This window comes from Glaciecola sp. 33A, from assembly GCF_002836745.1.
GTDB lineage: Bacteria > Pseudomonadota > Gammaproteobacteria > Enterobacterales > Alteromonadaceae > Glaciecola.
The window spans coordinates 17,067-37,406 of sequence record NZ_PJAR01000043.1 but is presented as its reverse complement, the minus strand read 5'-3'; the positions used below and the strand labels follow the sequence as shown (position 1 = coordinate 37,406).

Here is a 20,340-nt window from a genome sequence, read left to right as displayed (position 1 = left end):
ACTTGGTTTATATAAGCCGATTATTGAAATTAAAAGCTAAAATATTGGAAAAGTCCAAGCAATAAGACGATTACTGGGCGCTGTTACGACGATGACCAAAGCCATGATAATTGAAAATACAATGACAACCTTGAAACCCGTTTTCCTTAAAAGAACGTCGACTTTAGTTGACTTACTCAATGCTGCTTGCAATGTATTAATCTTGACAGGCAATGATGAAAGTTAATATCGGCTAAATAGTGGCTTTAATCACCGCAAAGTTATGTGTATTTTTAACTTTGTCGAAAAGCGCCACAAAAACCAAATGTTCTCTGGTCGCGACTGACTTGACCCCACCGAACTCGTAATATAGTTAAGCCCTTTGGATATGTAAAGAAATGGGTAGGTCTATCCTTCAAACTCAGTCACAATCTGGCCCTTTAACGTATAACCAACGGTTGCTATATCTCCTTTCCAGCCATCGGTAGAGAGTATACCTGTCACCCAAACGGCGTCGTATAGATTAGTTATCGGCACACCTTCAGAAAATTTTACATAAACTATCTGATTTGAAGGTGGAGGAGGCACGTGAATACACGCACCAAAATAGGGAACCAGTAAAAACTCGGTAATATTGTCAGCATCACCTTCGAGTGGAACCACAAACCCGGGTATTTTCACAAGTTGCCCATTGAGTTCTTCGAGCAACGGTGCATCGGGTTCTGTTTGCGTCATTTGTCCATTATGATCGATTGCACTTGGCGGTATCACATAGTCTTTCGGTACCATGTCTTCCCAATATAACTCTTTGGGTTGGTTGTCGGCATTCGCCATCAAAGTGCCGGTAAATAAGCAACCGGCCAGTAATAGTGACCCATATTTAAATTTAGCTTTCAAAACCTTCCCCTTTTAACGTATTGTAATCAGTCGAATAGTATAAACTTTAGCGCGTAAATATCACGTAAAAAAAAGCCCGCATAATGCGAGCCTAATGGTTTTTAAAACGTCAGTTTTAAAGCGATACTCAAGCCATACTTATAAGGTCTTTTCATAACGCGCAATACTTGACGTAATTTCGTCCTTCGCAGCATCAAGACCAGCCCAACCTTCAATCTTCACCCATTTGTTTGGCTCTAAATCTTTATAGTGTGCGAAAAAGTGCTCAATTTGATTTTTCAATAAACCGGGAACGTCTTCAATATTCTGCACGTCTTCATAGATTTTAGTTAACTTTGACACTGGCACAGCGATCACTTTCGCATCTTCGCCGGACTCGTCTGTCATCTTTAACACACCAACTGGGCGGCATTTAATAACTGACCCCGCTAATAAGGGATGAGGAGACATAACAAGTACGTCAACTGGGTCGCCGTCGTCAGACAATGTGAGGTTTACATAACCGTAGTTTGCAGGATATTGCATGCAAGTTGCCATAAAACGGTCAACAAAAAGTACACCGGTATCTTTGTCTACTTCGTACTTAACCGGAGTAGAGTATGCCGGGATTTCTATAATGACATTGAATTCATCAGGTGCGTTTTTGCCTACTGGCACATCATTTAAGCTCATGGGTAATTCCTATAATAAAATAATTACCAAGATTATAAGAAAATCTCGGCACAGTATCTACATAAAACGACTAAGAGTTTGGTCTCATGGCCCTATAGAGGTTTTTTAGCGTTCGACTTACTTGTAATAACTTTTACAAGCTAGCACTTCATTTTTTGAACCTAAGAGCGTAGGTATACGCTGATGAATCTCTTCTGGCATGACTTCCATAATACGACCCTGGCCGGTATCAGCTAACCCACCAGCTTGTTCTATTAAAAACGCCATTGGGTTTGCTTCATAAAGTAAGCGCAATTTACCCGGCATTTTTGGGTTACGTTTATCGAAAGGATAGGCAAAAATACCACCACGGCATAGTACTCGGTGAATATCACCTACCATCGCCGCTACCCAACGCATGTTGTAGTCTTTTTTTCGTGGCCCTTCGATACCTGCAATCAAGTCTTTCACATACTGCTGGATTGGCTCTTCCCAATGGCGTTGATTCGATGTGTTTATCGCAAACTCTTCGGTGTCCTCCGGAATTTGGACATTGCCTTGGGTAAGGAGAAAGCCGCCGTGGGTTTTATCTAATGTATATAAATGAGTACCGCGCCCTGTTGTCATTGCTAACATTGTTGAGGGGCCATACAAAACGTATCCAGCCGCAACTATTTGCGTACCCGGCTGAAGAAATGCCGACGGATCATCAGACTTCATCCATTGCGGGGCATGTGTAATGGAAAATATTGTGCCTATTAAGCTATTAATTTCAGTATTTGATGATCCATCTAGTGGGTCAAAACTCACCAAATAATTCCCATCTGGATTACATGGAACAACCGTGTCTTCTTCTTCTGAAGAAATCGCTTTGACGTAGCCTGACTCTCGCAACGTATCTTTCAAAATCTGATTAGAAATGACATCTAATTTTTTTTGCGTTTCACCTTGTACGTTTTCTGACAAGGTCGAACCCAGCACACCGGCTAGAGCACCTTGGCTCACCCGGAATGAAATTTCTTTACAAGCGGCTAGAATAGTACGTATTAAGAGGATAAGTTCGAGCGGGGCTCCATCCTTTTGTAGCTGAGAGTTTAAGCGTTTCATGTTACCAAGTGTTCCTTAGATATGAGATCAAAACGGTTACGATCCGCATATTGCACTAACGATTTATGCACAATGCTCGTCATTATAATTCTTGGGGCATAATTGTAACTGGGAAGCACTCAAATTGCGACCTAGTTATTGCGCGCAAAAGCGACAAATCAGAGAATAAATAAAGGAATATTATATTTTCTATAAAAAGAAGACCCTCATCCTCAATGTTTTGCTACAGTTAGTTAAACAACGACAAACTAAATTAATAAAAACATGCACGTACATATTTTAGGCATTTGCGGTAGCTTTATGGGTGGCATAGCCGCTATTGCGAACTCACTTGGACACAAAGTAACTGGGTCAGACACCAATGTTTATCCACCAATGAGCACTCAGTTAGAACAACTAGGTATTGAATTAACTGTCGGCTTTGACACCAAGCAGTTCGACCCCATTCCAGATATGGTGATCATTGGTAACGCAATGTCGCGAGGCAATCCTGCGGTGGAATATTTACTCGACCGCAACCTTCGTTATACCAGCGGCCCGCAATGGTTACTAGATAACTTACTAACTGATCGTTGGGTCATTGCTGCTTCCGGTACGCACGGTAAAACCACCACATCGAGTATGATTGCTTGGATCCTTGAAGATGTTGGACTTAATCCGGGGTTCTTAATTGGTGGTGTGCCTGAGAACTTCGGTATTTCAGCGCGTATCGGTGGATCTCCCTTCTTTGTCATTGAAGCAGACGAATATGATTCTGCATTTTTCGACAAACGCTCTAAATTTGTGCACTATCGCCCCAGAACCTTGGTGATGAACAATCTAGAATTTGATCATGCCGATATTTTTGAAAACCTCGATGCCATTAAAAAGCAATTTCATCATTTAGTGCGTTGTGTTGCCTCCAATGGGCTCATCATTTCGCCTCTTAATGATACCAATTTAGAGGCTGTCTTACATCAAGGTTGCTGGAGTGATACGCAAAAAGTAGGTGACAGCGAAGCAAGCGATTGGCGCACTGAACTAATAAGCCCAGACGGCAGTCAATTTACTGTGTTGCAAAATAACAATGTAGTCGGTTCCGTGAATTGGGGCCTCATTGGAGACCACAATGTCAGTAATGCAATTATGGCGATTGCAGCAGCTCACCATGCTGGTGTGCAAACACATGATGCCATTGATGCACTCACTCGCTTCCAAAATGTTAAACGCCGAATGGAAGTAAAAGGAAAAGTAGCTGAAGTTACCGTTTACGACGACTTCGCCCATCATCCAACAGCAATTCTAACAACATTGGCAGGGCTTAGAAATAAAGTTGGAGATGCTAAAATCATTGCTATACTTGAGCCTCGTTCGAACACCATGAAAATGGGCGTACATAAAGAGACACTGGCTAATTCTTGGCAGCAAGCCAATGAGGTATTTTTGTTTGAACCTGCCAGTGTCGATTGGTCAATGCAAGAATTGGTCGTAAATAGTATCGCTCCCGTACATTTACATAAAGATACAGACAGTATTGTAAAAGCAGTTGTTGAACAAGCACAACCAGGCGATCAAATTCTGGTAATGAGTAACGGTGGTTTCAATGGCATTCATCAAAGCTTGTTAACGGCGTTAAGCACCAAATTCAATGATTAGCATTACTAAAGACGAGTAAAAAGTTGGGGGCTATGACGAATTTATAATGGTCATTCGTAGCCAACTAAGAATAAATAACTTATTTTAAATCATGACAAGAGACGAACCATGAAAAAACTATTGATTGCTTTTGCCCTGCTCGCCGTTAGCTCAATTCCGCAGGCAAATGCGTGGGGACAAACGGGGCATCGTATTACAGGTGCAATAGCTGAACAATATTTAACTGCTGAGGCAAAAGCGGCGATTGAAAAGTTACTGCCAAACGAAAGTCTTGCCCAAGCATCTACCTATGCAGACGAGATGCGTTCTAACCCTGAGGAATTTTGGCAAAAAGAAGCCGGTGCCTATCATTATGTCACGGTGCCAAAAGGTAAACATTATCATGACGTCGGCGCGCCTGAGCAAGGTGATGCTTTTACGGCTTTGGATAAATTCTCAAAAATTGTTAAAGATAAGACCGCGCCGTTAGAAGAACGCCAACGTGCTCTGCGATTCATTGTGCATATTATTGGCGATTTACATCAACCACTGCATAGCGGAAATGGCACAGACAGAGGCGGTAATGATTTGAAACTAGAGTTCTTCTGGGAGCAATCAAACTTGCATCGCGTTTGGGATTCAGGATTAATCGATAGACGCCAACTATCCTATACTGAATGGACGAATTGGTTAAGCGAAAAAATAACACCGGAGCAAGCGGCTGCGTGGAACACAATCGACCCACTGGTTTACATTGCTGAAAGTGTGGCCATTCGCGATCTAATTTATCCTGAAACAGAAAGCCTCAGTTGGGACTATTTATACCAACACTTGCCAACAGCAACAGAGAGATTGCAGGAAGGTGGCGTGCGTATTGCGGCATATTTGAACGATTTATTTACGCAATAGACACGGCATTCTGGTTTATAAAAAGGGAGCAAGTATTGATTAACGGGCTCCCTTTCTAATTCAATCGATGTCTAAGGCTTCGGGCGAAAGAATAATGCCAGTGCCATCCGCGTAAAGATGGTCCTCTGGTAAAAACGTAACACCCGCAAAATTAACCGCAATATCCAGATCGCCCACTTCTCTGCTTTCTGAGTTCACTGGAATGGCGGTTAATGCATGGATACCTATTTCGCAATCTTCGAGCACATCAATTTCACGCACACTGCCGTAACAAACGATACCTTCCCAACCATTTTCTGCAGCCATCTGCGCATTATATGCATCAATTAAAGCGCGCCTTGTAGAACCACCACCATCAATCAAAAGCACCTTGCCTTCACCTCTTGTAGCCAAGACTCTGTCAACCAATCCTTTATCTTCAAAACATTTAATGGTGGTGATTTCTCCACCATAAGAATAACGACCACCAAAACTAGTAAAAATAGGGTCAAGCACATCAACACTATCAGCGAACAAGTCACACAAGTCAGAAGTATTGTATTCCATGATATTCCTTAAACAGTTGTTTATACGGTGTTTGCTCAGGCATGCTTTATAAACGATATTCTCATATTAGCACTTCTGAGAGCAGATGAAAGCCCAAAAACAGTTGAATAGTATTTGTCATATAGGTTTCTTCTTTCTGTCACTATTTGTTCATATTTTACACGTATCTTTTACCTTGTCTTTGACTCACTTGAGAAAATCATGACACTCCAACGAATTACACAGTTAGATACCGCCCTTTTTTATTGGTTCAATCAATATTCAACTTTAGGTAACGGCAGAGTCATAAACGCTATACGTGTTGTTTCTAAGACCGGTGATGGTCATCTCTATATTTTTTTCGGATCCTTATTATTCTGGTTAGACAATAGTCATGGCGTCCTTTTCTTTTACACCACTTTAATGGCGTATGCGCTTGAACTACCTATGTACATAATTTTAAAACGATATTTCAAACGCAAACGCCCGAGCGCTAGACTCATTAATTTTGATGCTCACATCATACCTTCTGATAGATTTAGTTTGCCGTCTGGACACACTGCTGCCGCTTTCTTAATGGCGACTATTGTCTGTAGCTTTTACCCCACATTTAGCCTTATCGCTTTTAGCTGGGCCAGCTTAGTTGGGCTGTCACGTATCTTGCTGGGTGTACACTTTCCTTCTGACGTCGTTATTGGGGCTATTTTAGGTGCAGGCATCGCTAGCATCAGCATGCGTATATTGGTGTAAGGTCTATTTATGAAAATTCTTTATGGTGTACAGGGAACCGGAAACGGTCATATTTCTAGGGCGAGACTGATGGCTGACGCATTTAGTCGACGCAATGATGTGGACGTTGACTACCTCTTTTCAGGGCGTGATGCCGATGCCTATTTTGAGATGGATATATTTGCTCAGTATCAAACTAAGCGTGGCTTATCATTTGTTACCGAAAGCGGTGCTGTGCATCGCTTTAAAACCGTCAAGAATGCAAAATTAGTCGAATTTATGCGGGACGTCCGAAAATTAGATCTCAATAGTTATGACCTCGTACTGAATGATTTTGAACCCATATCTGCATGGGCAGCCAAAAATCAACATATCCCATCGCTCTCAATTAGCCATCAGGCGGCATTTACTTATACAGTGCCAACTGAGGCTCAAAGCATCATCGACAAATGGCTTACACGTCACTTTGCGCCCACCCAATATGCATTAGGTGTGCATTGGTATCATTTCAATCAAGCCATTATTCCTCCCTTTGTGCCGACAGGATTGTGCCAAAGAGCGTCAAACTCCCCTAAAAGACAAAATCTTACCGACTTCACCCTAGTCTATCTGCCGTTTGAAGAGCCCCTTCAGATTCAACAAGTATTGCAGCCGCTCAGTGAACATCGCTTTTATTGCTATCATCCTGACGTACAATATCCGTTTATTGAACAAAATATTCATTGGTTCCCGCCATCTAAAAGTGGTTTTCACGAGGCACTATCTGCTTGTACAAAAGTGATTGCCAATGGCGGCTTTGAATTGGCTACCGAGTGCTTAAGTTTAGGCAAAGCAATACTGATGAAGCCGTTAACTGGTCAATTTGAACAGTATTCAAACGCATTTATGCTTCGGCAACTGGGTATTTCGGACACCCTATTTAACTTAAACACAGACGACATTGAAGAATGGTTGAACAACCATCGTGCCACTAAAATCAGCTTTCCTAGCAACGCTGATTGCTTCATCGACTGGATTGTTGCAGGCAACTGGTCTGATACCGAGACAATATGTCAACAACTCTGGCAACAAGTTGAATTTCCGGACGAAGTCAGTAAAAAACTCAGTAAAGTAGGCGCTATAAGTATTTAGCTCAAGGCCTAGAAAGAGATTGCATTTTGGGTGATTGCAGTGCAATGTTAAGCGCATATTAAGCAAGTTATTTTATGTCCATGAATCGAATGTCAAAATTGGCGCTTTGCACAGTGCTGACCTTATTTTTGAGTGCCTGCGGACAGCGCGGTGCACTGTTTCTGCCTGAGCAAGCACCCAGTAATAAGGAAACGCCTGAGGCACCTGCCGAAAATCCTGAAAAATTGACTACTGAAGAGGGTCAATAAAATGGATTTTTTTACATATAAAGATAAGCAACTTTTCGCCGAAGACGTTCCTGTTGCCGATATAGCAAGAGCACATGGCACGCCCCTGTATATTTACTCAAGAGCGACCATTGAACGTCATTGGCATGCCTTTAATAACGCAGTTTCTAAACATGATCATCTTATTTGCTACGCGGTTAAAGCAAACTCCAATTTAGGTGTCTTATCGGTGCTGGCCAAATTGGGTTCAGGTTTTGATATTGTCAGCAAAGGTGAGCTTTCGCGTGTTATTGAAGCAGGTGGTGACACCACCAAGGTTGTATTCTCCGGGGTTGGTAAAACCTCTGATGAAATTCGTTTTGCGCTTCAGCAAAACATCATGTGCTTTAACGTTGAATCTGATGCGGAGCTGGATCGCATTAATAATGTGGCCGGAAAACTTGGTGTTAAAGCGCCCATTTCAATTCGTATTAATCCTGATGTTGACGCAAAAACACACCCCTATATTTCCACCGGTTTAAAAGCCAATAAGTTTGGAATTGCGCGCGATGACGCCCTGCGTGTTTATAAGCGTGCGGCTGCAATGCCCAACCTAGAAGTGAAAGGGATGGACTGTCATATTGGCTCTCAATTGACCGACATCACGCCATTTGTTGACGCATTGGAACGTTTATTAGTGTTGATTGATGAACTCGCCGTACATAACATTATGATTTCCCATCTTGATGTTGGTGGCGGTTTGGGCGTTCCTTATAACGATGAAACGCCTCCTCACCCCGATGAATATGCAGCGGCAATGAGTGCAAAAATGCAAGGTCGTGAGCACCTTAAGCTTATTTTAGAGCCGGGTCGAGCCATCGCAGCTAATGCAGGTATTTTAGTTACCGAGGTGGAATACCTCAAACAAGGTGAAGAGAAAAATTTTGCGATTGTCGACGCCGCCATGAACGATTTGTTGCGCCCCGCGTTATATAGCGCGTGGCAGGCCATTATTCCGGTGCAACCTCGACTTGATATTGGCGCACAAAAATATGATGTTGTTGGTCCTGTTTGCGAAACAGGTGATTTTTTGGGTAAGGACCGTGACTTGGCAATTGCGCCTGGTGATTTCCTTGCAGTAAGAAGTGCTGGTGCTTACGGCTTTGTGATGGCAAGCAATTATAATAGTCGTTGTAGGCCCGCTGAAATCATGGTCGATAAAACTCAAACAATCGTGGTTCGCGAGAGAGAGAAACTAGAAGATCTGTGGAAAGGCGAACAAAAAATTAGGTAAACTAAGGCCCTAGGTCTTACCTTCATAATAATAATAATTATAAGAAACAAATGCTGTTAAATTTTTCTAAAATGCACGGGCTAGGCAATGACTTTGTGGTTGTCGATAACGTTACCCAAAATGTGTTTTTCTCGAAGGAGAAGATCCAGCAGCTTGCTGATCGCAATTTTGGTATAGGCTTCGATCAATTGCTTATCGTAGAACCTCCTTACGATCCGGACCAAGACTTCCATTATCGGATTTATAATGCGGACGGGTCAGAAGTGTCTCAGTGTGGCAATGGCGCGCGTTGTTTTGCTAAATTTGTAAAACAAAAAGGCTTAATTAATCGCAATAAAATCATTGTTAGTACCAAAGCTGGCCGTTTGGTTTTATATCTTGAAAAAGATGGCAATGTAACAGTCAATATGGGGCGCCCAGTGTTTACCCCTGAGCTCATTCCATTTAAGGCAAATAAACAAGAAAATATTTATATTATCCGTGACAATGAGCACACCTTTTTCTGCGGTGCAGTATCAATGGGCAACCCGCATTGTGTTATCGAAGTTGACGATGTGGACAATTATGAGGTGCAAGGGATCGGCAAGATAGTTGGTAATAACGAGCGTTTCCCTGAAGGTGTGAATGTTGGATTTATGCAAATTATTAGTCGCAGCGAAATAAAACTACGTGTATTTGAGCGCGGTAGCGGAGAGACGCTCGCTTGTGGCAGCGGTGCTTGTGCGGCAGTTGCAATAGGTATTATGCAAGACAAATTAGATAAAGAAGTGAATGTCACGCTAGCTGGTGGTAAACTAACGATAAAATGGCAGGGGGGAGACAGTCTGTTAAAAATGACGGGCCCCGCAGAACACATTTATGATGGACAAGTAACGCTATGAATAAATCAGGTGTTAAGGGAAATACTGCGCAAGCGCTAGCGCATGACTTTGCCTCAGAAACGGTCACGGAAGCAGAAGTACGAGAGTACATTCTTAATAACAAAGACTTTTTTGTTAACAATCCGGATGTTGCTGAGAGAGTTCAGGTGCCGCACAAACAAAAGGGCACAGTCTCGCTTGTTGAGTTGCAAGGAAGTCAGTTGCGCAAGAAAGTCCGCCAACTCAGCTTTAAACTCAGCCAACTGATCTCTATTGCTAAACAAAATGAAGAGATTTATCGGGTATATGCCGACTTAAATCTTCGCTTATTGCGCTGCACTGAGTTCGCTGAAATGCAATATACGATTGAAGAAACCCTGCAAGATGAACTCGACATGTCAGCGGCTGCGATTAAACCTTTTAAGGGTCTGTTTGCATTGCCTGAAATCCAGCAACGTTTGTTTATGGAAAAACGTTTTAAACACAGCGATTTCTTTTTCGGTCGCTTGAGCCAGCACGAAAAGCAACTTTTGTTCGGCGATTCAATTGCTGAATCGGTCGCGCTTGTGCTGCTTGGTGATAGACGCGACTTAGGGATTTTAGCTATTGGTAGCGCCGACCCAATTCACTTTACACCCGACATGGACACGCTGTTAATAAAACAACTTCAGGAGTTCCTAAATGTCTCAATGCCAAGTTTACTTCATTATTAGTAAAGGCTAGTTTTGTTGGATGACTTATCTGTAACGCAAAAAGTGCCTCCTCAAATAGGCTCTTGGATTATCGACTTTATTCACCATATTCGTGTTGAACGTCAGTTATCCGAACTCACATGTAAAAATTATCAGCGCCAAATACTCAGTGCGCTGAACGATCTTAACATCAACAATTGGACCGAGCTTTCGTCGGATCATATAAAAATGATGTTGATGCGCTGCAGCAAGGCTAAGTTATCCACTCGCACCATCAATCTACGACTTAGTGTGTTACGAAATTTTTGTGAATTTATGGTCACAAAGGAATACCTAAGTAATAATCCCGTTGCTGTAATTCAAGCCTTAAAACAATCAAAGCCATTACCTAAACAATTGAATGTAGATGAAATGAGTAGTTTACTTTCCTTTGATACAACTGAATTTTTGGGTATTCGAGATAAAGCCATGTTTGAACTACTGTATGGCTGTGGTATACGTTTATCCGAATTAACGGGCCTGGACTTGTGTGATTTGTTAGCCGGTGATGAAGTTAAAGTTATCGGTAAAGGTAACAAAGAACGGCGCCTACCGCTGGGCCGTCAGGCTAAAATTGCGCTCGAACTATGGCTTAGTGAACGCGATAAACTGTTACCTTCATCGGACCAAAAAGCCCTCTTTTTATCTAAACGTAAAACTCGAATTTCAAACCGGCAAGTACAAAATAGACTGGACCATTGGGCTAAACAACAAACACTTTATCAACAAATTAGTCCACACACATTGCGCCATTCATTCGCGACTCACGTATTAGAGTCGAGTAATGATTTACGTGGAGTTCAAGAATTACTCGGGCATGCTAACTTATCAACTACCCAAATCTACACTCATCTTAATTTTCAGCATCTTGCTCAAATTTATGACCAAGCGCACCCAAGGGCAAAGAAGAAGTGATAATTTACAAACCCACACCCACAATTAGTGCAATGACGTTCGATTTAGATGACACCTTATACGACAATTGGCCGTATATTATCGAAGCAGAGAAAGGCTTATTAAATTTCATTGCCAAAGAGTACCCAGATTCATCTCACCTCAGTCGAGATGATTGGCAACAGTATAAAAATCAAGCATTGCGTGATGATCCTGAGTTATTTTCAGATATGGGCGACTTGCGCCGCATTGTCTTAACAAAAGGACTGGTAGAGTCAGGTTACCGCGGTAGCCTGCTATCCGCAGCGGTACGAACTTGCTTTGATTGGTTTTACTTTGAACGCAGCAACTTTCAAGTAGGTGAAGCACAATGCCAATTGCTGAGCAAACTCGCTGAGCGCATACCATTAATTGCGATTACTAATGGTAATGTAAATACTCAACAAATTGGAATACACGGCTATTTTCAACAAATATTAAAAGCCAGTCGTCAAAGTCCGATGAAGCCGCACCCTCATATGTTTGATGAAGCTGCAAATTATTTAAAGATACCGCGTGGCAGCATCCTACATGTCGGTGATAATTTAGAAAAGGACGTTTGGGGAGCAACAAATGCCGGTTTTTCTGCAGCTTGGCACGCCTGCGACCGACCAATGGAAATTGAAAAGGAGCCTGTTCAAGTTTTACCTAACGTTGAAATTCATCAGCTTGACGAGCTCTTGACATTTATTTAATCGACAACAACCTTATTTTTAGTTAACTTCGATTGCAGGCATCCCTATGACAAATATTATGACCACAAATTCGCCCTACCCACATTTGCTCGAACCTTTAGATTTAGGCTTCACTACGCTAAAAAACCGCACATTGATGGGCTCAATGCATTTAGGATTAGAAGAAGAAAAAGGTGGCTTTAATAAGCTCGCAGCCTTCTATGCTGAGCGTGCAAGAGGCGGTGTTGCCCTTATTGTCACCGGCGGAATAGCGCCTAATATTGCTGGTTGGGTAGCCCCATTTGCTGGACGTATGACAAGTTCGCGGCACGCTAAGAAGCATCGCGTAATTACTGATGCTGTGCACAAAGAAGGGGGTAAAATCTGTATGCAAATTTTACATTCCGGACGCTATGGATATCATCCATTAGCCGTTTCTGCTTCAGGGATAAAATCACCAATTACACCATTTAAACCAAGAGCACTCTCTACCCGGGGCGTACGAAGTACGATTAAAGATTACGTAAGTTGTGCAAACTATGCAAAAAGTGCTGGTTATGACGGTGTCGAGATTATGGGTTCAGAAGGATATTTAATTAATCAATTTTTTTGCGAACGCACCAATCATCGAGATGACGAATTTGGTGGTAGTTTAGAAAATAGAGCTCGTCTTGCAATTGAAGTAGTTAAACAAACGCGCGAAGTAGTAGGTGCAGAGTTCATCATTATTTATCGCTTGTCGATGTTGGATTTAGTTGAAGGAGGTGCACTTTGGGACGAGATCGTATATCTTGCCAAAGCAATAGAAAAAGCCGGTGCTACACTCATAAACACAGGGATTGGATGGCATGAAGCTAGAGTACCTACGATAACAACATCGGTGCCGCGGGCGGCTTTCACATGGATAACACAGCGCATGAAAGCCGAGGTTAGCTTGCCGCTCATTACAACTAACCGGATTAATACTCCTGAGATTGCTGAATCAGTATTAGCTCAAGGTCATGCAGATATGGTTTCCATGGCCCGACCATTTTTGGCTGACCCCGATTTTGTGGCCAAAGCTATGCGCAACGAATCCGACCAAATAAATACCTGTATTGCCTGTAACCAAGCTTGTCTGGATCATGCTTTTGAGCAAAAGCGCGCAAGTTGCTTAGTTAATCCTCAAGCCTGTTATGAAACCGAACTCATTTTCAAATCAGTCGCCGCTCCCAAAAAAATCGCAGTTGTGGGCGCAGGTCCAGCAGGTTTAGCCTTTGCGACTTATGCCGCGGCGCGAGGACATGAAGTGCATTTATTTGAACAAGCGAATGAAATAGGTGGGCAATTTAACTACGCGAAACAAGTGCCAGGCAAAGAAGAATTCCACGAAACTTTAAGATACTACAATAAACGCATACAAGTGACTGGCGTTAAACTGCATTTAGATACTCGTGTTGACGCAAACCTCCTTGCACAACAAGGTTTTAAAGAGGTTGTAATGGCCACCGGCATAAAGCCCCGTCTTTTAACCATTCCAGGAAGCGATCATCCTAAGGTCATGAGTTACATTGATGTGTTGCGAGATCATAAACACGTTGGCGCAAAGGTCGCTGTTATTGGTGCAGGAGGTATTGGTTTTGATGTCTCAGAATACTTGGTAGAACAAGAAAATCTAACCACTAATTTAGATAAGTGGCTAGCTCATTGGGGCATTGACAAAGCATTTAAAACACCTGGTGCGCTGGTTGAGAAGCAGCTACATGAACCACCAAGGCAGGTGTATCTGTTACAACGAAAAAGTACAAAAGTCGGTAAAGGACTAGGTAAGACCTCTGGCTGGATACATCGCCATTCACTGATTAACCACAAAGTGCAAATGATGAATGGCGTTAGCTATGAAAAAATTGATGACCAAGGGTTACATATTATCATCAATGACAAGCCCAGAGTGTTGGATGTTGACCACATTATTGTTTGCGCTGGCCAAGAGCCATTGCGAGAACTGCAATCGAGTCTACAAGAAGCCGGTATGCAGGTGCATATTATCGGCGGCGCTGATGTCGCTTCAGAACTCGATGCCAAACGAGCTATTCGGCAAGCGGCTGAACTCGCTGCTGAAATTTAACAATGTGGTGTAGCCGCTAAACCTTGTGTCACTAAAGCCTAGCAGCTTGAATGGCCAAGCCTTCACAAACAGAGTTAAAGGCATCACCTTCGATTACTGGCAAATTAGGCAGCATCTCTTGTGTTAGCTGTTTCCTCACAATTGGCGATAAACTCATACCACCGGTGATGAAAAGCATTTCCGGTGCTTCACTGCTGTTTTCTAAGCATTCAACAACCAAACGTTTGACCCGGCTTAACCATGATTTCATAGACCGATTTAAGTCCTCCACCGACAAGTCTACGTCGTAATCGGCCTCAATATAATGCAATGGTAAAGTGATTTCTGTTTTAGATGAAAGCATCTCTTTTGCTAGACGAGATGAGTTAACTAAACGGGCCGAAAGTTTTTCTTCTTGTACTGTAAGCAACCGACCTAACAATTTAGATTCTTTTATAATTGACATGGTTTGGGTAATGTCCAAACCATATTCATCTGAAAAGAAGTGATTAAGCCTTGGAATATCGTCTACCGCACACATATCTGAAAAATACGTGGGTGGCACCGGCAATCCACTTAGCATCTTCAGTCCCTGGCCCATTGTTGGTGCAATTGACTTCACTATTAGATTTTTATCACATTCCATTCCACCTATGCGGGCGCCAGTTACCGACAGCACATCTTGCTGACGATTAAGGTTACTACGTTTTTCTGGGGATAACTTAATGCAACAAATATCGGTCGTACCACCGCCAATATCAACCACAAGCACATTGGTAGGCTTGGCTAAATTGGGTTCAATTTTATAAGCAGCCGCAATAGGCTCCTCGAGAAATTCAACATGTGTGAAGCCGGCCTCTTTAGCAGCATCAGCCATTATTTCTAATGCTTGACTATTACCTTCTTCGCCTCTGGTACCATGAAACCTTACCGGGCGGCCAATTACCGCAGTATCCACAGTCTGATTTAGTTGTTGTTCTGCACTTTGACGGAAAAAAGCCAATTGTTTAGCAATCATGCCCACAAAAGCGGCTTTCTGACCGGGCACTAAATGCGCGCCTAAAAAGTTTTTCGGTGAATAAATTAAGCGGCCCTTGTCTGGCGTTTTTAAATAACGCTTAAATCCTTCTTCACCAAACGCAAACTCCCCTGTTTCAACCAGTTGATTCAGAGACAAGTCTTGCACGGTCATATATTTAAGAAGCAGTTGAATAGCTTGGCGCTGCAATGCTGGCCTGTTGTGGTATTGCGCTCGTAGGTCATCAATTTTTTCGCTAAAAACGCGCTGCTCTCGAGGATCTTGTGCTTCGTAATAGCTATTTTTAGTTTTTTCTAGCTGATCATTGATCGCACGCTGAATTTGCGCAACTTTAGCCTCAATAGCAGACACTGGCGGGCGCGGCAGATCATCGTTGTAATATACAAAAACTGAAGAGCGAATTTTATTCGATTGTTCAACATTAGGATCGAGCTTAATGAAATGATGTTTTGTACCATCAAAATAAACTACCTCTGAATTCGATGTACCGTAATCTATGCCTATTGCTGCCATCTTGGTCCTGAGTGATTAAAAAAAGAGACCGCGGATTGTAGAGTAAAAATATATGCAATTCACTAGTTGATTTACATTATAAGACTTTAAACCTCTGAAAATCTGCGTGCTGGTGTATTTCATGTTCTTAATGCTCAGTGAAGTGTTTGTATTGGCGCAAAAATTAGTGGATTTAAAGAAATCGAAGACTCAGAATATTAAAACAATAAAATTTTGAATGCTATGATAATTAATATAATGCCGCCGAAAAACTCCGCTTTAAATGTGAATTTTTGGTGACTTTTACCTCCCAAAAAGAAACCAAATAAGCTAAATAATAAGGTAGTTAGTCCAATGATTAGGCACGATAGATAGGGAGATAAAGACATCAATGCTAAGGTAAAGCCTGTGGCAAAAGCATCAATACTGGTCGCCAAAGCAAGCATTAACAAAGCGTTGTGAGTCAATGAAGGTGGAGCTTCATCGGCAGTGTTTTGAAATGAATTATAAATAGATTTTAGTCCTAAAGACAATAAGATACTAAAACCAATCCATTGGGATAGACTTTCGAACCATGCAAAAAGAGTCACGCCACCTAAATAACCCAAAAGTGGTAATACGGCATGACAAACAGCAAAGTAAATTGCGATTGTAAAAGCACCCAAAGAGCGACTTTCACCTTTCAGTGCAGGTTGCGATTTGCCACTTTGGTTTACACCTATGCCAATCGATACTGCGAAAACATCCATACTTAACGCTACTGATAATAAAATTACTTCCAACATGGTAGATCCGACATAACCTGATAATAGCACTATAAAAAGTCAATGATACTGATAAAAACCATGGAATGGAATGCCATACAGCTTCATTAGCCAGCAAAATCTTATCGTTTGGAGAGCGGGTCGGTTCCCTCTGTTTTTGGGGCTTCCTTCTCTAGTGTCTTCACATGCCGCCAAGCTGGGTAGGTGATGAAAACAAATACAGCGAGCAGTCCAATGCTAAACAGCCCCCAGTTATCACCTAAACAGCCACAAAAAAACGGCAGCAGCAACCAAAGCCAAGTTAAGAGCGACCATTAGTCCTCACACGAGACATTAATGCTTAACGACATCATTGATAAGTCGTATAACTTGAATTAACCAATATTGCTATAGGTACTGCAGCGTTTGCGCCAGCCTAATAGCCAGTTTTGTTCGACTTGTTTTTGCGGGGAGTTTTTTACACGCCGCGTGAGCATGGCATCGCATGCTTGAGTAAACGCAAGGTGCTGGTTTTGTGTATCGAGTTGCATGTTGAGTAATACCTGTAATAAACCCCACCCTTGGTTGTTGTACCTTTCGGTAAGGGCGATACCTTCACCCTTAAAGTTAACGTAATCAACTAAGGAATACATACCTAATTCCGTGGCGGCGAGCGCATGAAATCGTGTTTTGACCAAACCTTGGGTTTCTGGATTATCAACTTCAGCAAGCATCAGTGGCAAAGATTGGCGCATGCGTTGATGTATAAAGGCAACCTGATGTTCAAACGTAGACGCTAATAAGCTTCTAAGTTCTTGCATTTCATTACTATTTTTGGCACCCATAAAGTCTTGCTTAGTTTGCCAAGGACAATATTGCTGTTGTTGCAACCAAGCCGGAATAGCGACGTTTTGAGCCTGTAAATACTGCAATAAGCTTGGAAATGTTTCGGTGAACGGGCTCTTTATATCTTTTGGAAACCAAATAAAGTGACCTAAGCCTAAACTCGCAAATGCTTCGCCATTGTTCCAGGCTATTAAATGCTCAGGATTGCTGCCGGTTTCATTTTGATAAATTTTTTCACCGATGGATTGCAGCTGCGCTGCCTGTAGCTCAGGAATATCTTTTGCAAATGCTAGTGGCGGCTTCATGCAAAATAAGACAAGAATAAAACATAGATAGTTGAAGCGGTTCATAGTTCGATGGCGCGTTGTTTGATTGGCGTAGGTTTACTGTATCTTTGTGTATGTCATGTAGCAAGGGGGGCGTCCAAAGAATTGGATATGATTGGGTAACAGTATGGCAGATTAATGCAGGTCTTTTTTAGCCCGAGTATCGGTCATACTGTTATTACCAACGGAAGGAGTCCATCCATCGTATTTGTTGTCAATTTACATTAAAAAGTTAACGTGCGCTCATCTTCAAGCACATTTTGCTTCATTGAATCACAAGGCATATTGCAATCAGGCTTGCCAACAATTTTAGCGGGCACGCCGACAACAGTTACACAAGGGGGGACATTACTCAACACGACACTTCCCGCACCCACTTTTGAGCCTTCACCAATTTCAATATTTCCCAAAATCTTAGCACCTGAGCCGATCATCACACCTTGGCGAATTTTTGGATGGCGATCGCCTTTCTCGTTGCCGGTACCGCCAAGTGTGACGTTTTGCAGAATAGAAACGTTATCTTCAATTACCGTCGTTTCACCAATAACAATACCGGTTGCGTGATCAAGCATGACACCTTTGCCAATTGTTGCCGCCGGATGTATGTCAACGCCGGACGCCATTGAATTCCGACTTTGAATAAACAGCGACAAATCGTTGCGCCCGTTATGCCACAAATAGTTAGCTAGACGATGAATTTGCAACGCTTGAAACCCCTTAAAATGAATTAATACTGTCAAAAATGAGGTGACCGCTGGGTCCCGACTGACAGCAGCTTGAATATCGATAATCGCAGAGTCAACCATAACTGGGTTAAGAGAATAAGCGGCTTCAAATATTTCTCGTAGCACAAGAGCTGGCATCACATCGTCTGACAACTTATTTGACAGAATAAAACTGAGTGACGATTCAAAGGTATGATGGTTAATTAAACAGGCATGAATATAAGACGTCAGCATTGGCTCTTTTTCAGCAACTTGTTTCGCTTCTTGCTGTAGGATTTTCCAAAATTCATCGCTGCTATGAACTCTACTATTCGGCATAATTTTTTCCATGAAATGGTATTGCTACTATTTGGTTAAACAAGTTCATTCGCTTTACGCATTTGTAAGTTGAAATAAGAAACAATCGTGAGTGTAGGTGAAACAAGCTAGCTTGCATAGCATTGCACTGTTGTCTATTGTTAAAAAAAGCAATTTAGGAACGACATCGGTTTAACTCGATATGCTAAAAGCCGAACGTATGTTACATCAACCCTATCCCAAAGTCGTATTGTGCTTTTGTCAGTTAAGCCAAATAGTCGCTATTTATTATTACGCATAGCTGTCATCTTTTAAGGAGAGAAGAATGCGTTTGAAGCACTGCCATAATTTTCATGATTTTCGTATACTGGCGAAAAAACGTTTGCCCAGCCCTATCTTCAACTATATTGATGGCGGAGCTGACGACGAAATCACCTATAGACGCAATACAAGCGCTTTTGATACTTGTGATTTAATCCCTAATGTCTTGGCTGGCGTCAAAGACATTGATTTATCCGTCATCGTCATGGGTCAAAAACTGGCTATGCCCGTTTATTGCTCTCCTACAGCGCTGCAGCGTTTGTTCCATCATAAAGGCGAGCGTGCGGTCGCCGCTGCCGCTGAAAAATATGGCACTATGTTTGGGGTCAGCTCGCTTGGTACTGTCAGCATTGAAGAAATAGCGCAACAAATTGATAGCCCGCAAGTTTATCAATTTTACTTTCATAAAGACCGCGAACTCAATTCAGTTATGATGCAGCGAGCCAAGGCGGCGAATGTAAAAGTGATGATGCTAACTGTTGACTCTATCACTGGCGGTAATCGTGAACGTGATCTTCGCACTGGCTTTTCTATTCCCTTCAAACTCACCTTAAGCGGTATGTTGCAATTTGCTATTAAGCCTATGTGGGGCATTAATTATGTCACTCATGAATCGTTTAAGTTGCCACAATTGCAAGACCATGTGGATATGAGCAAAGGCGCAACATCTATTGCGGGCTATTTTAGCGATATGCTCGACCCCTCTATGAATTGGAAAGATGTAGAGGCCATGGTGAAGGAATGGGACGGTGAGTTTTGTTTAAAAGGAATTATGAGTAAAGAAGATGCGAGGCGCGCTATTGAAATTGGTTGCACCGGTATTGTTATTTCGAATCATGGCGGCAGACAACTTGATGGCTCACGAAGTTCGTTTGACCAACTCAAAGAAATCATGGATGAAGTCGGCGACGAAATTGACGTACTATTTGACAGTGGTGTGCAGCGCGGCACACATGTGCTGAAAGCCTTGTCATTAGGTGCAAAAGCGGTGGGTATTGGTCGCATGTATCTTTATCCATTGGCAGCAGCTGGACAACCAGGCGTCGAAAGGGCTTTGGGTTTGATGCATGCTGAGCTTGAACGAGGAATGAAATTGATGGGTAAAACCGCCATTAGTCAGTTAAGTTATCAAAACCTGAGATTTCGTGATTAAACACGTAAAGACTGTATAAACGCACAGCTTTATTGCTATACTTGACCCATTCGACGCAAAATAAAAAAGAAT

20 protein-coding genes are annotated in these 20,340 nt (G+C 42.3%); 12 read left to right on the top strand and 8 right to left on the bottom strand.

Going from position 1 to position 20,340, the window contains the following annotated elements; genetic code table 11:
- Positions 1–387: 387 nt before the first annotated feature.
- From CXF81_RS14520 to CXF81_RS14510, 3 genes are all read right to left on the bottom strand, one after another.
- Positions 388–813 (bottom strand): DUF3299 domain-containing protein, encoded by a 426-nt coding sequence (locus CXF81_RS14520; protein ID WP_101182335.1) that lies wholly within the window; start codon positions 811–813, stop codon positions 388–390.
- A gap of 201 nt (positions 814–1,014) precedes the next feature.
- Positions 1,015–1,548 (bottom strand): inorganic diphosphatase, encoded by a 534-nt coding sequence (ppa, locus tag CXF81_RS14515; protein WP_101182075.1) that lies wholly within the window; start codon positions 1,546–1,548, stop codon positions 1,015–1,017.
- A 117-nt stretch (positions 1,549–1,665) separates the two neighbouring features.
- A complete protein-coding gene (locus tag CXF81_RS14510) occupies positions 1,666–2,634 on the bottom strand; it encodes a class 1 fructose-bisphosphatase (protein ID WP_101182074.1) in 969 nt (322 codons plus the stop codon).
- 264 nt (positions 2,635–2,898) lie between these two features.
- On the opposite strand from CXF81_RS14510, the gene mpl reads away from it, so the two are divergent.
- Positions 2,899–4,269, top strand: a complete 1,371-nt coding sequence (gene mpl, locus CXF81_RS14505) for a UDP-N-acetylmuramate:L-alanyl-gamma-D-glutamyl-meso-diaminopimelate ligase (RefSeq protein WP_101182073.1) — start codon at positions 2,899–2,901, stop codon at positions 4,267–4,269.
- 108 nt (positions 4,270–4,377) lie between these two features.
- Entirely contained in the window at positions 4,378–5,157 is a 780-nt protein-coding gene (locus CXF81_RS14500) for a S1/P1 nuclease (RefSeq protein ID WP_101182072.1), read from the top strand.
- A 60-nt stretch (positions 5,158–5,217) separates the two neighbouring features.
- Here the strand turns inward: CXF81_RS14500 and rraA are convergent, their stop codons facing one another.
- Entirely contained in the window at positions 5,218–5,703 is a 486-nt protein-coding gene (gene rraA, locus CXF81_RS14495) for a ribonuclease E activity regulator RraA (protein ID WP_101182071.1), read from the bottom strand.
- Positions 5,704–5,904: 201 nt separating this feature from the next.
- Between rraA and CXF81_RS14490 the strand changes: the two genes are divergently transcribed.
- The 9 genes from CXF81_RS14490 (at position 5,905) to CXF81_RS14455 (ending at position 14,347) form a co-directional block, all read left to right on the top strand.
- A complete protein-coding gene (locus CXF81_RS14490) occupies positions 5,905–6,432 on the top strand; it encodes a phosphatase PAP2 family protein (RefSeq protein ID WP_101182070.1) in 528 nt (175 codons plus the stop codon).
- Positions 6,433–6,441: 9 nt separating this feature from the next.
- On the top strand, positions 6,442–7,542 hold the full coding sequence (locus tag CXF81_RS14485) for an MJ1255/VC2487 family glycosyltransferase (RefSeq protein ID WP_101182069.1): 1,101 nt from the start codon (positions 6,442–6,444) through the stop codon (positions 7,540–7,542).
- A gap of 74 nt (positions 7,543–7,616) precedes the next feature.
- Entirely contained in the window at positions 7,617–7,790 is a 174-nt protein-coding gene (locus CXF81_RS19935) for a lipoprotein (RefSeq protein ID WP_232771945.1), read from the top strand.
- 1 nt (position 7,791) lies between these two features.
- Positions 7,792–9,042 (top strand): diaminopimelate decarboxylase, encoded by a 1,251-nt coding sequence (gene lysA, locus CXF81_RS14480; RefSeq protein WP_101182068.1) that lies wholly within the window; start codon positions 7,792–7,794, stop codon positions 9,040–9,042.
- 50 nt (positions 9,043–9,092) lie between these two features.
- Positions 9,093–9,923, top strand: coding sequence for a diaminopimelate epimerase (dapF, locus tag CXF81_RS14475; RefSeq protein WP_101182067.1), 831 nt, complete (start codon positions 9,093–9,095; stop codon positions 9,921–9,923).
- Positions 9,920–10,615 (top strand): DUF484 family protein, encoded by a 696-nt coding sequence (locus CXF81_RS14470; protein WP_101182066.1) that lies wholly within the window; start codon positions 9,920–9,922, stop codon positions 10,613–10,615. Before dapF ends, CXF81_RS14470 begins: the two co-directional genes overlap by 4 nt.
- Positions 10,616–10,627: 12 nt before the next feature.
- Positions 10,628–11,548: a tyrosine recombinase XerC gene (locus CXF81_RS14465; protein ID WP_101182065.1), complete on the top strand. Its 921-nt coding sequence runs from the start codon at positions 10,628–10,630 to the stop codon at positions 11,546–11,548.
- The gene (locus CXF81_RS14460) at positions 11,545–12,261 is read left to right on the top strand and encodes an HAD-IA family hydrolase (RefSeq protein ID WP_369828701.1); all 717 of its coding nucleotides are present in this window, start codon (positions 11,545–11,547) and stop codon (positions 12,259–12,261) included. The genes CXF81_RS14465 and CXF81_RS14460 overlap by 4 nt, the downstream gene beginning before the upstream one ends.
- Positions 12,262–12,319: 58 nt before the next feature.
- Complete coding sequence (locus CXF81_RS14455; RefSeq protein WP_101182333.1) at positions 12,320–14,347, top strand: NADPH-dependent 2,4-dienoyl-CoA reductase; 2,028 nt, start codon at positions 12,320–12,322, stop codon at positions 14,345–14,347.
- A 31-nt stretch (positions 14,348–14,378) separates the two neighbouring features.
- On the opposite strand, the gene CXF81_RS14450 is transcribed toward CXF81_RS14455, so the two are convergent.
- The 4 genes from CXF81_RS14450 to cysE all read right to left on the bottom strand — a co-directional run bounded on the left by CXF81_RS14450 (position 14,379) and on the right by cysE (position 18,815).
- Complete coding sequence (locus CXF81_RS14450) at positions 14,379–15,878, bottom strand: Hsp70 family protein (RefSeq protein ID WP_101182064.1); 1,500 nt, start codon at positions 15,876–15,878, stop codon at positions 14,379–14,381.
- A 197-nt stretch (positions 15,879–16,075) separates the two neighbouring features.
- Entirely contained in the window at positions 16,076–16,642 is a 567-nt protein-coding gene (locus CXF81_RS14445; RefSeq protein ID WP_101182063.1) for a manganese efflux pump, read from the bottom strand.
- A gap of 353 nt (positions 16,643–16,995) precedes the next feature.
- Entirely contained in the window at positions 16,996–17,751 is a 756-nt protein-coding gene (locus CXF81_RS14440; protein WP_232771944.1) for a hypothetical protein, read from the bottom strand.
- A gap of 245 nt (positions 17,752–17,996) precedes the next feature.
- Positions 17,997–18,815 carry a serine O-acetyltransferase gene (cysE, locus tag CXF81_RS14435; protein ID WP_232771943.1) on the bottom strand — a complete coding sequence of 273 codons (819 nt, stop codon included), beginning with the start codon at positions 18,813–18,815 and terminating at the stop codon, positions 17,997–17,999.
- 304 nt (positions 18,816–19,119) lie between these two features.
- Between cysE and CXF81_RS14430 the strand changes: the two genes are divergently transcribed.
- Positions 19,120–20,268 carry an alpha-hydroxy acid oxidase gene (locus CXF81_RS14430; RefSeq protein ID WP_101182060.1) on the top strand — a complete coding sequence of 383 codons (1,149 nt, stop codon included), beginning with the start codon at positions 19,120–19,122 and terminating at the stop codon, positions 20,266–20,268.
- Positions 20,269–20,340 lie beyond the last annotated feature (72 nt).

Bases quoted from the DNA above. Each gene is read 5' to 3' on its own strand.
- mpl (WP_101182073.1), top strand. From the start codon at position 2,899: ATGCACGTACATATTTTAGGCATTTGCGGTAGCTTTATGGGTGGCATA.
- CXF81_RS19935 (WP_232771945.1), top strand. From the start codon at position 7,617: ATGTCCATGAATCGAATGTCAAAATTGGCGCTTTGCACAGTGCTGACC.
- CXF81_RS14485 (WP_101182069.1), top strand. From the start codon at position 6,442: ATGAAAATTCTTTATGGTGTACAGGGAACCGGAAACGGTCATATTTCT.
- CXF81_RS14490 (WP_101182070.1), top strand. From the start codon at position 5,905: ATGACACTCCAACGAATTACACAGTTAGATACCGCCCTTTTTTATTGG.
- CXF81_RS14500 (WP_101182072.1), top strand. From the start codon at position 4,378: ATGAAAAAACTATTGATTGCTTTTGCCCTGCTCGCCGTTAGCTCAATT.
- cysE (WP_232771943.1), bottom strand. From the start codon at position 18,815: ATGCCGAATAGTAGAGTTCATAGCAGCGATGAATTTTGGAAAATCCTA.
- dapF (WP_101182067.1), top strand. From the start codon at position 9,093: ATGCTGTTAAATTTTTCTAAAATGCACGGGCTAGGCAATGACTTTGTG.
- rraA (WP_101182071.1), bottom strand. From the start codon at position 5,703: ATGGAATACAATACTTCTGACTTGTGTGACTTGTTCGCTGATAGTGTT.
- CXF81_RS14510 (WP_101182074.1), bottom strand. From the start codon at position 2,634: ATGAAACGCTTAAACTCTCAGCTACAAAAGGATGGAGCCCCGCTCGAA.
- CXF81_RS14440 (WP_232771944.1), bottom strand. From the start codon at position 17,751: ATGAAGCCGCCACTAGCATTTGCAAAAGATATTCCTGAGCTACAGGCA.
- ppa (WP_101182075.1), bottom strand. From the start codon at position 1,548: ATGAGCTTAAATGATGTGCCAGTAGGCAAAAACGCACCTGATGAATTC.
- CXF81_RS14445 (WP_101182063.1), bottom strand. From the start codon at position 16,642: ATGTTGGAAGTAATTTTATTATCAGTAGCGTTAAGTATGGATGTTTTC.
- CXF81_RS14450 (WP_101182064.1), bottom strand. From the start codon at position 15,878: ATGGCAGCAATAGGCATAGATTACGGTACATCGAATTCAGAGGTAGTT.
- CXF81_RS14470 (WP_101182066.1), top strand. From the start codon at position 9,920: ATGAATAAATCAGGTGTTAAGGGAAATACTGCGCAAGCGCTAGCGCAT.
- CXF81_RS14430 (WP_101182060.1), top strand. From the start codon at position 19,120: ATGCGTTTGAAGCACTGCCATAATTTTCATGATTTTCGTATACTGGCG.
- CXF81_RS14520 (WP_101182335.1), bottom strand. From the start codon at position 813: ATGGCGAATGCCGACAACCAACCCAAAGAGTTATATTGGGAAGACATG.
- CXF81_RS14455 (WP_101182333.1), top strand. From the start codon at position 12,320: ATGACCACAAATTCGCCCTACCCACATTTGCTCGAACCTTTAGATTTA.
- lysA (WP_101182068.1), top strand. From the start codon at position 7,792: ATGGATTTTTTTACATATAAAGATAAGCAACTTTTCGCCGAAGACGTT.